The following is a 15730-nucleotide window of genomic DNA, read 5'->3' on the forward strand; positions in this document are numbered from 1 at the left end:
TTGTACTGAGTTGATCGTGACCAAAGACCTTTTGACTGATTCCTCCGATGAGAGACGTGTGCCATGACGACCGATCTCTCGCGCCGGAGCAATGTCTCCGGAGCCGAACCTCTGGCCGTTCTGGGCATGGCTCTTCGCCTTCCCGGCGCCCCCGATGAAGAGGCGCTCTGGCAGGTTCTGACCGCCGGTCTTCCGGTGAGCGGAGCACCGCCCGAGGACCGCTGGGCCCTGCGTGAGGCCGAAAGACCGGTCCGCGCGGGATTCCTTCCCGATATCTTCGATTTCGATTGCGAGCTTTTCTCCGTTTCCCCGAGAGAGGCCGCGCTTCTTGATCCGCAATTGCGGCTGTTCCTGGAATTGGCCTGGCTGGCCTGCGACGATGCGGGGCGCGGTGGCGCCGGGATCGCGGGCAGCCGATGCGGTGTCTACGTGGGCTGTTCGCGGGCCGATTACTTCGAGGCGATGGCCCCGCACCTGGACCAGGGCGACTACTTTGCCGGGCTGGGCAACAGCAAGGCGGCGATCGCCAACAGGTTGTCCACGGCGCTGGACCTGAGGGGGCCGTCGGTCTGCATGGACACGCTGTGTTCCTCCTCCTTCTCGGCGCTTCACGCCGCGGCCGTGGCGCTGCGCTCCGGCCAGGCCGAGATGGCTCTTGTCGGCGGGGTGAACTTCCTGATGTCGCCGCGTTATCTCTACGTGCTGCAGCGGTTCGATCTGCTTTCAAGCTCCGGACGGGCGCATCCCTTCGATGCTGCTGCCGGCGGGTTCTTTCCGGGCGAAGGCGGCGTCGTGCTGCTGCTGAAGCCGCTTTCGAAGGCGCTGGAAGATGGTGACCGGATCCGCGCCGTGTTGCGCGGCATCGGTCTGGAACACCAGGGAGCGGGCGCCGGGCTGAACGCGCCCGACGCAGGCGCGATTGCCGGGGTGATGCGCTCTGCGCTGGACCAGGCCGGTCTGGACGGCCCGGCGGTCGATACGCTGCATTGCATGGGCTCGGCCTCGGCCATGGGCGACGCCGCCGAGCTTGAGGCGATTTCGCTGGCCTACGGGCTGGACGACCGGCCGGGTGCGCCGCTGGCGGCCACCTGCGAGAAGGGCAGCATCGGCCACCTGGAACCCGCCTCGGGCCTGGCGGCGCTCGCCACGGCGATCCTGGGGCTGGAGCGGGGCCGGCGGTTCCCGCTGGCCGGGCTACGCCAGCCGCGCCACGCCCCGCCGTGCGGGCTGCGGTTCGTCACCGGGGACGAGGCGGCGGCGCCCGCCACGCCCGACGCGCCGCGCCGGGTCGGCGTGACCTCGCTTGGCATGTCGGGCACCCATGGGCACGCCATCCTCGAGGCGGCCCCGGAGCGGGGCGGGGCGGCCGACGACGCGCCATGCACCGCGCCGCTGGTACTCTCGGCCCGCACGGCCGAGGATCTGCGGCAGCTCGCCGCCGCCTATGCCGGGGCGCTGCGGGATGACCACGTGTCGCTGAACGATATCTGTTTCACCGCCGCCACCGGGCGCTGGCACGGCAGCTGGCGCGCGGTGGTGAGAGGCTCCGACCGGGCGGCGCTTACAGAAGGCTTGCGGCGGCTGGCCGAGGGCATCGACGAGCCCGTCAGGTCCCGCGCGGAGTCGTTGCGAAAGGGGGCCACCCCGGCGCCCTTCTCCGAGGCCGAGGGCGCGCCGGATCTGGCCGCGGCGCAGAGGTTCCTCAGCGGCCAGCCGGTGCCGTGGTCTGCGGTGTTCGGCCCCGGCGCCCGGCGCGTGGCCCTGCCGCCGACCCCGCTGCGGCGTGACACCCACCGATTTGCGCCGCCCCGGGATGGGACAGCGCCCGCGGCCGCATCCTCGGCTCCGCTTCATCCTGCGGCCCGGGCCAAGCCGTCGACCCATCCGTTGCTGCGGCGCAATCCATCATGAATACCGAGCTGCGCGGAGAGATCCGGCAGGCGCCGGTCGAAGATGTCACGATGGGGCGGATCGCGGGGATCCTCGCCCACCTGTTGGGCCATGCGCCCGATGGACTGCGCAACCTCTGTCTCGATGGCGCCATGGGGCCGCTGGACGGGGCGTGGGTCACGGATGAAGCGGGCCGGCTTTGCCTGCGTGCGGCCGGTGGCGCGCTGATCGCGCGCGGCGTGCCGGGGGGCGAGGCGCCGGATTGGGCGCCGGCGCTGCCGGGCGGCGATGCCCTGCCGACGGCCGATTTCGCGGCCTGGGCGACCGAGACCGGGCTTTCGCCCGAGGCCGCCTTCGACCCCGCGCGCGACACGGTCCTGGGCGAACGGGCCGCCTGCGTGCCGCTGGCCGCCGGGCTGATGCCCGAGCAGATGATCCAGGCGGTGCTGGCGGCGGCCTTCGGACTGTCGGCGCTGGCCGAGGCACGGATGGAAGGCGCGGTGCTGCCACGTGCCATAGGCGGGCTGTGGCGCGCCGGGCGCCTGCCGGATGCGCCGCTCTGGGCCGTGGCCACCGCGCGCGAGGCGCATGTGGACGGGCGCGGCTGGATCGTCGACCTGGCCTTGGTGGATGACGCGGGGCAGGGCCGGCTCTGGCTGGACCATGTCCGCTTCGACCGGGCCGTCGGGGGAGCCGGGATGCTCGACCCGCTTGCGATCGACCCTGAGGCGCCGGGTCCGCTGCGCAAGCGGATCCTGGAGCAGCTGCAATCCCATGCCGCCTCCCTGCTGGGCCGGCAGGACATGCCCTGCGACCTGCCGCTGGCCGAGATGGGGCTGGATTCCATCCTGGTGATCGATCTCTCGGTCGAGGTGGAGACCCGCATCGGCGTGGACCTGCCCTTCGACCGGCTCTCGCACGGGGCCACGCTGACGGACCTGGCCGAGATCGCCGCCGACACCGTGCTGCAGGCCGCGCGCGCGACACGGGATGGGGCGGAGGAGGACAGCCTGTTCGCCCGTCATGTGAACCCGGCGCTCGACCAGCGGCTGGCGCTGGCCGGTGTTGCGCGGGATTACGTGCGGGGCGCGGGGCACATGCTGCACGATGCCCAGGGCCGTGCCGTGATCGACTGCGTGGCGCAATACGGCGCGCTGCCCTTCGGCCACAATCCGCCCCGTATCTGGGAGGCGCTGACCCGGCTGCAGGCCGAGCAGGTGCCGGCCTTCATGTCGCTGTCGCCGCCGCCGCTGGCCGGACGGCTGGCTGAACGGCTGACCGGGCTGGCGCCCGAGGGGCTGGATACGGTCTTCTTCTGCACCAGCGGCGCCGAGGCGATCGAAGGCGCGATCAAGCTGGCGCGCTCCGCCACCGGGCGGCCGGGGATCCTGTCGACGACGGGCGGGTTCCACGGGCTGACGCTGGGCGCCATGTCGGCCACCGGGCGCAGCGCCTATCACGCGGGCTTCGGCGCGCCGGTGGCGGGGTTCGATCACATCCCCTACGGCGATCTCGACGCGCTGGAGGCAAAGCTGGCCGAGGCGGGAGAGACCATCGCCGCCTTCATCGTGGAGCCGCTGCAGGCCGAGGGCGGGATCGTGACCCCGCCCAAGGGCTACCTGGAGGGCGCCGCCGCGATCTGCCGCCGCCATGGCGTGCTGCTGGTCGCCGACGAGGTGCAGACCGGGCTGGGCCGGCTGGGCGCGCTTTTTGCCAGCGCGGCGGCACGGCCCGATATCGTGACGCTGGCCAAGGCGCTGGGCGGCGGGCTGGTGCCCATGGGTGCCGTGCTTTATCGCGGTGCGCTGCTGAACGACGCCTTCGCGCTGCGCCATGGATCGACCTTCGGGTCGACCGCGCTGGGCGCGGCGGCGGGGCTGGCGACGCTGGAGGAACTGACCCGCGACGACCACCGCCTGCTGGCGGAGGTCGAGGTGAAGGGGCGGAAACTGTCCGCCGCGCTGCAGGCGATCGCCGGGCGGCATCCGAACGCGGTCCGCGCGGTTCGGGGTCGGGGGCTCTTGCAGGGGCTCGTGCTGGCGACGGGCCCTTCGGCCTATGCCAGCCCGGTGCTGAACCTGCTCTGCCAGTGGGAAGCCTTCGGCATGGTGCTGGCCTCCTACGTGCTGAACCGCCACGGCATCCGCGTCGCCCCGGCGCTGGCGGATGGCGCGGTGCTGAGGATCGAGCCGCCGCTGGATTGTCCCGAAAGCGTGATCGACGACGTGGCCGCGGCGCTGGAGGATCTGGCCGACACGCTGGAACGCGGCGATGCGCGGCGGCTTATGGCGCCGCTGCTGGGTATCGACCGCGCGCCTGATCCGGCCCCGGCCCGCCCGCGGCCGCCAGTGCCCGAGCGGCGCGCCGACGAGGGGCGCTTTGCCTTCCTCGTGCACCTGATGGGCCAGGACGACCTGGCACGCTTCGACCCCGGCTTTGCCGGGCTCGACCTGTCGAACTTCGACCGCGCCCGCGCGCTTTTGACAAGCGAGATGCGCCCGGCCGTGATCACCGAGGTCGAGCTCGGCTCGGCCACCGGGGCGCGGGCCACCGGCGACGTGATCCTGGTGCCGCACACGGCGCGCGAGCTGATGGCCATGCGCCGCGAAGCGGCGGCCGAGGCGGTCGGCGCGGGTGTCGCGCTGGGTGTGGCGAGGGGGGCGGATATCGTCGGGCTGGGCGGCTTCACCTCGGTCGTTACCGATGCCGGGGCCGCCTTGACGGCGCCGGTGCCACTGACGAGCGGCAACACGCTGACCGCGATTTCGGCCGGGGACGGCGTGCTCGACGGGCTGGCGCGGATGGGCCGGGACCCGGCCAGGACGACGGTGCTGGTGATCGGCGGCTTCGGCTCGGTCGGGCGGGGCATCGTGATGTCGCTGGCCGACCGCGTGGGCCGGATCCTGGTCGCCGGGCGGCCCGAGCCCGAGGCCCGCGCGCTGGCGCGGCTGGACGCGCTGCGCGCCGAGGTCGCCAGCATGGAGGGCACGCCGCCGCCCTGGTCGGCGCGGGGCCGGATGGTGGCGGGCGAGGCGGAGGCAATTGGCCTCTCGCGCGACATGGGCGGCGACATGGGCCGGGCCGGCGCGGTGGTGGCGGCGACCAATGCGCTGGGGGCGCTGGTCGATCCGGCGCAGCTGCAGCCCGGCGCGGTGGTCAGCGACGTGTCGCGCCCGTTCAACCTGCCGCCGGACCTTGCGGCGCAGCGCCCCGATCTCTGCGTGATCGAGGGGGGCGTGATCGCGCCGCAGGCACCCTTCGACATCGTCGTGGATTTCGGCACCCCGCGCCACTGCGCCTATGCCTGCATGGCCGAGACCATGCTGCTTGCGCTGATGAAGGAACCGGGCCGCCCGGCCCCGGTGCCCGGGCCGCAGCCCGGCGCGGCCGAACTGCGCCGCATTGCCGGGGCGGCCCGCGCCGCCGGGATGCGGACGGTGATTTCCCCCGATCCCGATCAGGACAGGGCCCGTGAATTGTGAAGTGCATTTTGACGTGACGAGTGAATTTGATCGAAGGACCCAGGACGTTGAGCGAACCCAGGATGACCGACGAGTATCTCTTTCCCGATCAGCCGCGGATGACGGGCATGACTGACATGCCGGACGACCCGCGCGGCAAGGCGACCGGGGGGCGGCCCGGCAAAGAGGCCGACGCCCAGGCGGCCCAGCTGTTTCCACTGAGCGAATTGCAGGCGGCCTATCTGACGGGCCGGCGCGAGGATCTGGTGCTGGGCGGGCGCGGATGCCAGCTTTACATGGAGATGAAGACGCCGCCGCTGGACCGGGACCGGCTTGCCCGGGCCTGGCAGGGGCTGATCGACCGTCATGACATCCTGCGCGTGGTGATCGAGGGCGCCGACGGCCAGCGTGTGCTGCCGCAGACGCCGAAGGTCACGCTGCCGGTGGTCGATGCGCGCGGCAAGCCCTGCGCCGAGGCCGAGGCGATGCTGGACACCCTGCGCGAGGAGCTGGCCTATCGTACCTTCGACCCGGCCCGCTGGCCGCTGTTCGACGTGCGGCTCTACCGGGCCGACGGGTTCGACCGGGTCTGTTTCCTCTTTGACCTGATCGGTGCCGACGCGGCGACGGTGCATCACCTGATCGAGGATCTCTCGCGGGCCTATCGCGGCGATCCGCTGACCGAGCTGGCCGGGATCAGCTACCGCGAGGCGCGCATGACGCCCCGCCCGGAGAAGGCCGCGCGCGCCCTGGCCCGGGCCGAGGCCTACTGGCGCGAGGCGCTGCCGGATCTGCCCGCCGCGCCGGACCTGCCGCTGGTCCGTGACCCCGGCACGCTGGAGAAGTCGCGTTTCGTGCGGCACGAGGGGTTCCTGCCGCAGGCGGTGGCCGATGCCCTGGCGGCCCGCGCCAGGGCCCATGGCACGACCCTTCCGGCGGTGATGAACGCGGCCTTCGCCGAGGTGATCGCCGCCTGGTCGCGCAAGCGGCGGTTCCTGGTGAACATGCCGATCTTCGCGCCGCCTGCCACGGATGCGGACCGGCGCGTGCCGCTGGGCAATTTCACGTCCAACGTGCTGATCGACACCGATTGCACGGGGCCGGTCTTCCTCGACACCATCACGTCCATGACCCAGTCGGTGCGCCGGTCTCTGCGGCACCGGGCCTATTCCGGCCTGTCGGTGATGCGCGACCTGCGCATCGCGCGGGGCAGCGCCGAGGTCGGCGGGCTGGTGGCGCCGGTGGTGCTGACCAACCTGCTCGCGCATCAGGACGCCGTGGGGCGGGATACCGTTCTGGGCGAGCTTGACTGGGGCCTGAGCCAGACACCGCAGGTGATGCTGGACCACCAGATCCTGCAGTCGAACCACGGGATCGCCTTCTACTGGGATCACATCCGGGAGCTTTTTGCCGAGGGGCTGGTGGCCGGGATGTCGACGGCGCATCTGCGCCTGCTGAACGCGCTGGCCGAAAGCGACGAGGCCTGGAAGCGACCCGCCGATTGCGTGCCCCCGGCGCAGATGGCCGTCCGGGCGGCGCGCAACGACACGGCGCGCGACATCGCGTCGGAGCTTCTGCACCGCGCGGTCTTTGACCGCGCTGAAACCACGCCGGACGCCCTGGCGCTGGTCGAGGGCGATACCGCGCTGAGCTATGGCGAACTGGCCGGGCGCGCGCATGCGATGCGCGCGAAGCTGGAGGGCGCCGGGCTGACGCCCGGCGATGCCGCCGCGGTGATCCTGGAGCCGGGCGCCGCTCATGCGGCGTCGGTTCTGGGGGTGCTGGCGGCGGGCGGCGCCTACGCGCCGCTGGACCCCTCGGCGCCGCCGGACCGCCGCGCGCAGGAGCTGGCGCTCCTGCGGCCGAAGGTGATCGTCGCCACGCCGGAGCAGGCCGCGACGCTGCCCGAGGGCGGCTGGCGCGTGGTGCATCCCGACGACAGCGTGGCACCGGCCCGTCCGCTGGCCAAGCGCGCGCCGGGAGAGAGGGCCTATGTCATCTTCACCTCCGGCACCACGGGGACACCCAAAGGCGTGGTGATGACCCATGCGGCGGCCTGGAACACCTGCGCGGACCTCGTCGCGCGCTATGGGCTCGGTCCGGAAACGCGCGTGCTGGCGCTGAGCGCGCCGACCTTCGACCTGTCGGTCTTCGATCATTTCGGGATCTGGGCAGCCGGCGGCGCCGTGATCCATCCCGCGCCGGGACAGCGCACCGAACCGGCCGCCTGGCTGGAGGCGATCGAGCGCCACGGCGTCACCCTGTGGAACAGCGTGCCCGCGCTGATGGGCCTTGCCGTGCGCGAGGCGCAGAGGACCGGGCGCAAGCTGCCGGGGCTGACCCGCGTGATGATGAGCGGCGACTGGATCCCGCCGGGCCTGCCGGCCGAGATCTGGCAGGTCGCGCCGCGCGCAGAGGTGGTCAGCCTGGGCGGCGCAACCGAGGCGGCGATCTGGTCGCTGCATCATCCGATCCGGTCCGAGGATACCGGCGGCGCCTCGATCCCCTACGGCGTGCCGCTGGCGAACCAGGGCCTGCATGTCCTGGACGACCGGCTGGAGCCGCGCCCCGACGGGGTGGAGGGCGAGCTTTTCATCAGCGGAGTGGGGCTGGCCGAGGGCTACCTCGGCGCGCCCGACCTGACGGCGCGGGCCTTCGTGACCCATCCGCGCAGCGGGCAGCGGCTGTATCGCACGGGCGACCTGGCCCGCGTGCGCACCGATGGCGAGGTGATCCTGCTGGGCCGGGTCGACACCCAGGTGAAGATCCAGGGCCTGCGGGTGGAAACCGGCGACGTGGCCCATGCGCTGGCGCAGGCGCCGGACATAGGCCAGGTGGTCGTGGATGCGATCGGCACGCAGTTCGGCAACAAGCGGCTGGTGGCCTTCGCCACCCTGGCCGAAGGCGCCGGTGGCGAAGGCGGCGGCGCCAGCCTGCCCGCCGCGCCGGAGGGTGACCTGAAGATCAGCTTCGCCCCCGATGGCGGCAAGGCGGCGCGCGCTGCCCTAGGGCAGCGCCGCTCGCCGCGCGGCTTCACCGCCGATGTCGTGCCCTTCGCCGATCTCGCCGCGCTGCTGTCGGTCTTCGTCGCCGGCGCGGTCGAGCGCGGGGTGAAACGGGCCTGGCCCTCGGCCAGCGCGCTCTACCCGGTGCGGGCCTATCTCTCGGTCGCGGGCGGCCGGGTCGAGGGGGTCGAGGCCGGATTCTACCACGTGGGCGCCGACGGTCAGCTGACGCGCGTCGCGGCCGATCCTCAAGCCGGGCCCGACCGGCATTTCCCGCATAACCGCGCCCTGGCCGAGGCGGCGGGCTTCGGCCTGATGCTTTTCGCCGACCGCGCGGCGATCGAGCCGAAATACGGCGCGCTGGCCCGGGATCTCTGCCTAATGGAAGCGGGCTATATCGGGCAGGCGCTGACCCAGGCGAGCCTGGACACCGCGTTGCGGATCTGCCCGATCGGGGCGATGGATGCCGGGCCCGCGGCCGACGCGGCGGGCTTCGGGACGAAGGATTTCCTGCACGGCTTCCTCGGCGGGGTGCCCGACGCGGTGACCGAGGCCGTGGGTCCGCTCAGCCGCGATCCGGTGGAGGCGATGCGGGCCGAGGCGAAGACGCGGCTGCCGCGCTACCTCAGGCCGCATGATTACGTGATCCTGCCGGAATTCCCGCTGACCGCCAACGGCAAGATCGACCGCAAGGCGCTGGCACGGCTGGCCGATCCGGCCGCGCGCCGCAAGGCGCCCGAGCCCGCGCGCGGCGGCGGCGCCCACGAACAGGCGCTGCTGGTGCTGGCCGGTGAGCTGATGGATCTCGATGAGATCGACCTCGACACCGAGTTCTTCGCGCTTGGCGCGGATTCCGTGCAGCTGGTGGAACTGGCCAGCGAGGTGCAGCGGCGCTTCGAGGTGGAACTCGACGTGGCCGAGGTCTTCGACTACCCGACGCTTCGCGCGCTGGCCCGGCTGATCGCCGCCCGGCAGGCCCCTGCGGAGGAGGCCGCCGGCAGCGACGACCAGCAGGCGCCGCAGGATCCCGCGAGCCGCGCCATGGCCGCCGCGAAAGCGCGCGGCGAACGCCGCCGCAGCCGGGGGCGCCGGCCATGACCGACCTGTCGCTTTACGGGGACAGCGCCATCGCGATCACCGGGATGGCGGGCCGCTTTCCCGGGGCCGACAGTGTTGAGGCGCTCTGGCCCTTGCTGTCCGAGGGGCGCTCGGGCCTGCGCCAGCTCAGCCGCGAGGAGCTGCTGGCCTCGGGCGTGGCCGAGCGCGTGCTGGACGATCCGAACTACATCCCCGTCTGCGCGCCGATCGCGGATTTCGACATGTTCGACGCCGGGTTCTTCCGGATCACCCCGGCCGAGGCGGCCGGCACCGATCCGCAGCAGCGGCTGTTCCTGCAGCATGCCTGGCAGGCGCTGGAGCAATCGGGCCATGCCAGCGGGCGGGATCATCTGCAGATCGGGGTGTTCGGTGGCGCCAGCCTGTCAAGCTACCTGACCGAGAACATCCTTCCGACCATCGACCGCACCGCGTCGACCAACATCATGGGGGCCTTTGTCGGCAACGACAAGGATTACCTCGCTACATCAGTGGCCTACCGGCTGGACCTGCGCGGCCCGGCGGTCACGGTGCAGACCGCCTGTTCCACCGGGCTGGTCGCGGTGCACATGGCGGCGCAAAGCCTGCTGTCGGGCGAATGCGACCTGGCCTTGGCGGGCAGCGTGACGGTTCGCGCGCCGCACCTGGTGGGGTATCGCCACCAGCCGGGCGGGGTGATGGCGGCGGACGGGGTCTGCCGCCCCTTCGACCGGACCGGGACGGGCACCGTCTTCGGCAACGGCGTGGGCGTCTTCGCCCTGCGCCGGCTGGAGGACGCGCTGGCCGATGGCGATCCGATCCGCGCAGTGGTGCAGGGCACGGCGATCAACAACGACGGCGCGCAGAAGGTCGGCTTTGTCGCGCCCAGCGTCGAGGGCCAGATCACCGTCATTGCCGAGGCGCTCAGCGTGGCGGGATGCCGCCCCGAAGAGATCGACGTGATCGAGGCGCACGGCACCGGAACCCGCATCGGCGACGCGATCGAGCTGCGGGCGCTGGCCCAGGTCTTCGGCGTCGCGGCGCGGCCGGACGGGCCGTTGCGCGTGGGGTCGATCAAGGGGAACATGGGCCACCTGGAAACCGCGGCGGGGGCGGCGGCGCTTGCCAAGGCGGTTCTGATGCTGGAACGCCGCGCGGTGCCGCCCAGCCTGATGGCGGGCGATCCGATCCCCGAGCTGGACGAGGCTCCGGCGCTGGGGCTTGCGCGCGGGATGGAGGACTGGGCCGAGCGTGCCGGGCCGCGCCGCGTCGGGGTCAGCAGCTTCGGCATCGGCGGCACCAACGCGCATCTGGTCCTGGCCGAGGCCCCGGCAGAGGCCGAGGTGCCGCGCGGCCAGATCCCGCCGGCCGATCCCACCGCCTGCTACATGTCCCTGACCGCGCGCAGCGAAGCCAGCTTGCGCGCCATGGCCGGGCAGGCCGCCGCCTGGCTGCGCGCCGCGCCCGAACGACCCTGGTCCCGGCTGATGGCCGACCTTGGGCGCGGCCGGCCCGCGCTGCCGGTGACGCTGGCCGTCACCGGGCGCAGCCGGGCCGAGATCGCCCAACGGCTGGAGGACACCGCCGCCGGACAGGTCGATCCGCTGGCGGCCGTGGGCCACGCACCGGAGGCGCTGGTACTGGGCGGGCTCTTTGCCGGGCAGGGCGCGCGGCTGTCCGGCGCCGGGGCGCAGGCCCATGCCGCCAACCCCGCCTTCGGCGCGGCGCTTGAGACCGCGGCGCAGGTGCTGGCGCCCTACGATGTGCCGGTGATGGACGTGCTGGTGAAGGGCGCCTTCGAGCCGGTGGAGCCGGGACAGGTGCAACCGCTCTGCGTGGCGCTGCAAGTCGCCGGCGCGGCGCTCTGGGCGGCCGAGGGCGTGCAGCCGAAGGTCGTGGTGGGCCATTCGATCGGAGAGATCTCGGCCGCCGTGGCCGCCGGTCTGCTGACGATGGACAGCGCCCTGGTCTTCGCGGCGCGGCGCGGCCTTGCGATGCAGCGGCTCTGTGCCGAGGGCGCGATGCTGGCGGTGCCGCAGGACGGCGCGCGGGCGCTGGAGATGGGTTTGCCCGATCTCGACATCGCGGCCCGCAACGGGCCCGACGCGCTGGTTCTGGCCGGCCTGCCCGGGGCGGTGGCCGAGGCCGAAACCCGCCTGACCGCCGCCGGCCTGCGCGCGATCCGCCTGCCCGTCGCCCGGGCCTACCATTCGCGCATGATGGCCCCCGCGCTTGACGCCGTGGCCGAGGCCGCGACGGTGCTGGAGCCCGGACCGGGGCAGGGCACCCTGGTCTCTACCCGCACCGGCGCGGTGCTGGATCCCGACCGTCTCACGGACCCCGCCTATTGGCGCGGCCACGCCGCCGAGCCGGTGCTGCTGCACCAGGCGCTGCGCGAGGCTGCCGGTCTCGGTACGACCCATTGGCTGGAGCTGGGCCCCGAGCGGCAGCTGGCGCCCTACGTCCGCGTCGTGGGCGAGATGCCGGTGATCCATGGCCTGCAGGAGGGCGGCACGCCGGACGAGGCCCTGGCCGCCGCCCGGGTGAAGCTGCGCGCCGCCGGCCTGCCGCTGCGCACCTTCGCGCGGCAAGCCGACGCGCCGGGCCGCGCTCATCCCGCGCCGGTCTATGTCTTCGACCGCCAGCGCCACTGGATCGAGGCCCCGCGCGCCGAGGCGCCCGCCGCCCCCGCCGATGAGTTGGTGCTGGAGCTTGGCCCCGGTTCCGATCCCTACCTGGCCGATCACCGGCTCTCGGGCCGGGTCGTTCTGCCCGGTGCGCTCTGGGTCGAACTGGCTCTGGCCTGCGCCCGCGAGGCCTTTGGCGAGGACGGACAGATCGAGCAGCTGGTCCTGCATCGCCCGGTCTCCCTGGCCGATGGCGCCAATGCGCGGATCCTGATGTCAAGCCGGACCGACGGCGGCCGCGCCCGGTTAGAGGTCGCGCTGCAGGGCGAGGGAGAGGCGGCCCCGCTGCCCATCGCCTCGGCCGGCCTGCGCCGGGGCACGCCCGGGCGCCGTCCCGTGGCCCCGGCGCCCACCGCGGATGCACAGGTGGTGGACGGCAATGAATTCTACGACGGTCTCGCCGCCGTGGGCCTGAACTATGGCCCCGCCTTTCGCGGCGTGACGCAGTTGCACTATGGTGCCGGCGCGGCCCACGGCGTGATCCGCGTGCCCGACGAGGTCGCCGAAGACTGCGCCATCTACCACGTCCATCCGGCCGTGATGGACGCCATCCTGCACGTGGCTGCCGGCGTCTTCCTCGATACCGGGGCGCAGGGCGGGCAGGCCTATCTGCCGTCGGCCATCGGCACGCTGGAGGCCTTTGCCGCGATCGACCCGGGCCAGCCGCTGGCGGTGAGCGCCTGGCGGACCGGGGCCAGCGAGGACGAAGCCCAGGTCTTTGTCGACCTGCTGGTGACGCAGGGCGCCGACGTGGTGCTGCAGATCCGCGACCTGACGCTGACCCGGCTTGGCGCCGCGCAGATGACCGGGCCGGTGACGGGCGCGGCGCGCCGTGTCGCCACCCACTGGATCCCTTCCGACCCCGCGCCGGGCGGCGCCGGGCCCGATGTGCTGATCGCCGAGCCCGACGCGCCGCTGGCGGAGCCGGTGGCCGCTGCCTGCGCCTGCGTTTGCGCGCCCTACGACGGGCAGCTGCCGGCCGGGGCCATCCATCACGTGATCCTCGCGCCCGAGGCCGGCAAGGCGCAGGATGCCGAAGCCCTGTCCCATGTGGCGCACCGGCTGCTGGACCAGGTGACGCGCCTGGCCGCCATCGCCCCACCGGGCAGCCGGGTCGACGTCATCACGCGGGGGGCCAGCGATATGCCCGGCGCCGCGCGCGATCCCGGTGCGGCGGGGATCTGGTCCATGCTGGGCGCGCTTGCCGCCGAATACACCGGCACGCTGGAGCTGCGGCGCATCGACCTGGCGCTGACGCCGTCGAAGGCCGATCTGGACCTGCTCGCGCGGCTTCTCGCCGCCGACCCGGCCGAGAACCGATGCGCGATCCGCGAGGGCCAGCTTATGCTGGCGCGGATGGAAGACGTGGCGCCGGACCCGGTGACGCCGGAAGAGCCCAAGGACGCCGCCCTGCGGCTGGAAACCCCCGAGCCGGGGCAGATGCAGGCCCTGGGCTACCGCAGCCTGCCGCGTCCCGTGCCCGGCCCCGGGCAGGTGCTGATCCGGGTCGAGGCCGCCTCGCTCAACTTCCTCGATGTGCTGGCCGCACTCGGGCGGCGGCCGGACCTGCCGTCCGGGCCGCTCAGCGCGCTCGGCTCGGAATGCGCGGGCGTGGTCGAGGCCACCGGGCCTGGCGTCGACGGCTGCGCGCCCGGCGCGCGGGTCGTCGCGCTCTGCGCCGGGGCACTGGCCAGCCACGTGCTGGTCGATGCGCGGTTTGTCCGCCCCACGGGCGATCTGTCCCCGGCCGAGGCCGCGGCGCTGCCGGTGGTCTATGCCACGGCGATCCATGCGCTGCGCCACGTCGCGCGGCTGCAGGCGGGGGAGACGGTGCTGATCCATTCCGCCGCCGGGGGCGTGGGCCTTGCCGCGATGGAGGTTGCGCGTGCCTGCGGGGCGCGGATCCTCGCCACCACCAGCAGTGAAGAGAAACGCGCGCTGCTGCTGGACCGGGGCGCCGAGGCTGTCCTTGCCTCGCGCGATGACAGTTTCGTCGCGGGCGTGCTAGAGGCGACGGAGGGCGAGGGCGTCGACGTTGTGATCAACCTGCTGGCCGGTGACCTGATGGCGGCAAGCATCGACTGTCTCGCACCCTATGGCCGCTTCGTCGACATCACCAAGCGCGACATCTACGAGGGCGGGTCCCTGCCGCTGCAGGCCTTCCGCGCGAACCTCAGCTTCGCGGCGGTGGACCTGGCGCGGATGTATTCCGAACGGCCGGTGATGCTGTCGGCCCTGCTGGACGAGGTGTTCGAGGGTGTGGGGCAGGGGCTCTATGCCCTGCCGCCGGTGGAGATCGTGCCGGCGACAGATACCGTACCGGCCTTCCTGAAGATGGCGCGGGCGCAGCATGTCGGCAAGCTGGTCGTGGACCTGACCGAGCCGCCCGAGCCGGTGACGCGCAGTCTCGCGGGGCTGCGGCCGGATGCGGCCTGCGTGATCAGCGGCGGGCTTGGCGGGCTGGGGCTGGCCGTGGCGCGCTACCTCGCGCAGCTGGGCGCGCGGCACCTCGTGCTGCTGGGCCGCTCCGCCCCGGGGGCCGAGGCGCGCGCGGCGATCCGTGCGCTGCAATTGTCCGGCGTGACGGTCGACGTTGTGGCGTCCGACATCACCGATGCCGGGGGCCTGCGCGCGGCGATGGCGCCGGTGCTGGAGACCACGCGGATCGGTGGGCTCTTTCACCTCGCCGGGGTGCTGGAGGACCGCCGCGCCGACAGTGTCGAGCCGGAGGATTTCGCCCGGGCCGCGGCGCCGAAACTGGACGGGCTGGCGCATCTTGCCGGGCTGCTGGATCCGGAGACGCTGGATCATTTCGTGGTCTTCTCCTCGCTCAGCGCCCACATGCCGCCGCCGGGGCAGGCCGCCTATGCCGCCGCCAACGGCGCGATGGAGGCGCTGGCCACGCGGCTGGGCGCCCGGGTGATCGCCTGGGGCGGCTGGGGCGAGGCGGGGATGGCGGCCCGCTCCGGTGCGGCGGATCTGGGCGCGCGGATCGGCCTGCCGCCGATGGCCCCGGCCCATGCATTGCAGGCGCTGGGGGCGGCGATGATCGACCGGCGCCCGGACGTGATCGTCACCGGGCTTGACCCCGTGGCGCTGCAGAAGGGCGCACCGGCCCTGGCGGCCGAGCGCTACCTGGAGGGCATCGTCGAGGCCGCGCCGGAGGCGGCGCCGGCCGAGGTGGCGCTGGCGCTCGAGGGGCTGGAGCCCGAGGCGCGGGTGGAGCGGCTGACGGGCTTCATCCTCGACACGCTGGCCGACGTGCTGAGCCTGCGCGCCGATCAGCTTGATCCGGAGGTGAAATTCCTGCAGCTGGGGCTGGAGTCCCTCACCGCGCTGGAAATGGCCGCGCGGATCGAACGGGGGCTGGGCATCGCGCTGAACCCGACACTGATCGAAACCCACGACAGCCCCGCCCTGCTGGCCGCCGCCCTGGTGAAACAGCTCTTTCCCGAGGCGCGCCGCGAGGCGGGCTGAGGCGGGCGGGACAGATTGTCCCCGATCCGCGAAAGGCGGGGGATCCGGGCCCCGATTGTTCCCGGGAGGCCGCAGTATTCCGGTGGCCGTGCCCGGGCCCGGCCAAGGGCGCTTGCGCCATGGGGCGGGGGCGGCA

General features: G+C 73.1%; 4 protein-coding genes. All 4 read left to right on the forward strand.

Annotated features, from left to right (window positions below; translation table 11 throughout):
- The first annotated feature begins 63 nt into the window (after nucleotides 1-63).
- Genes ATO3_RS16840 through ATO3_RS16855 form a run of 4 tightly spaced genes read left to right on the forward strand, consistent with a single transcriptional unit; the run spans nucleotide 64 to nucleotide 15594 of the window.
- Nucleotides 64-1911 (forward strand): polyketide synthase, encoded by a 1848-nt coding sequence (locus ATO3_RS16840; protein WP_088651052.1) that lies wholly within the window; start codon nucleotides 64-66, stop codon nucleotides 1909-1911.
- On the forward strand, nucleotides 1908-5372 hold the full coding sequence (locus ATO3_RS16845) for an aminotransferase class III-fold pyridoxal phosphate-dependent enzyme (RefSeq protein ID WP_088651053.1): 3465 nt from the start codon (nucleotides 1908-1910) through the stop codon (nucleotides 5370-5372). Before ATO3_RS16840 ends, ATO3_RS16845 begins: the two co-directional genes overlap by 4 nt.
- A gap of 47 nt (nucleotides 5373-5419) precedes the next feature.
- Nucleotides 5420-9454, forward strand: coding sequence for a non-ribosomal peptide synthetase (locus ATO3_RS16850; protein ID WP_143747295.1), 4035 nt, complete (start codon nucleotides 5420-5422; stop codon nucleotides 9452-9454).
- Nucleotides 9451-15594: a type I polyketide synthase gene (locus ATO3_RS16855; RefSeq protein WP_088651055.1), complete on the forward strand. Its 6144-nt coding sequence runs from the start codon at nucleotides 9451-9453 to the stop codon at nucleotides 15592-15594. Before ATO3_RS16850 ends, ATO3_RS16855 begins: the two co-directional genes overlap by 4 nt.
- Nucleotides 15595-15730: the final 136 nt, after the last annotated feature.

The sequence above is a fragment of the Marinibacterium profundimaris genome (assembly GCF_002210095.1).
Taxonomy (GTDB): Bacteria; Pseudomonadota; Alphaproteobacteria; order Rhodobacterales; family Rhodobacteraceae; genus Marinibacterium; species Marinibacterium profundimaris.

Excerpts from the sequence above, each read along its gene's own strand:
- ATO3_RS16840 (WP_088651052.1), top strand. The coding sequence starts at position 64 with ATGACGACCGATCTCTCGCGCCGGAGCAATGTCTCCGGAGCCGAACCT.
- ATO3_RS16845 (WP_088651053.1), top strand. The coding sequence starts at position 1,908 with ATGAATACCGAGCTGCGCGGAGAGATCCGGCAGGCGCCGGTCGAAGAT.
- ATO3_RS16855 (WP_088651055.1), top strand. The coding sequence starts at position 9,451 with ATGACCGACCTGTCGCTTTACGGGGACAGCGCCATCGCGATCACCGGG.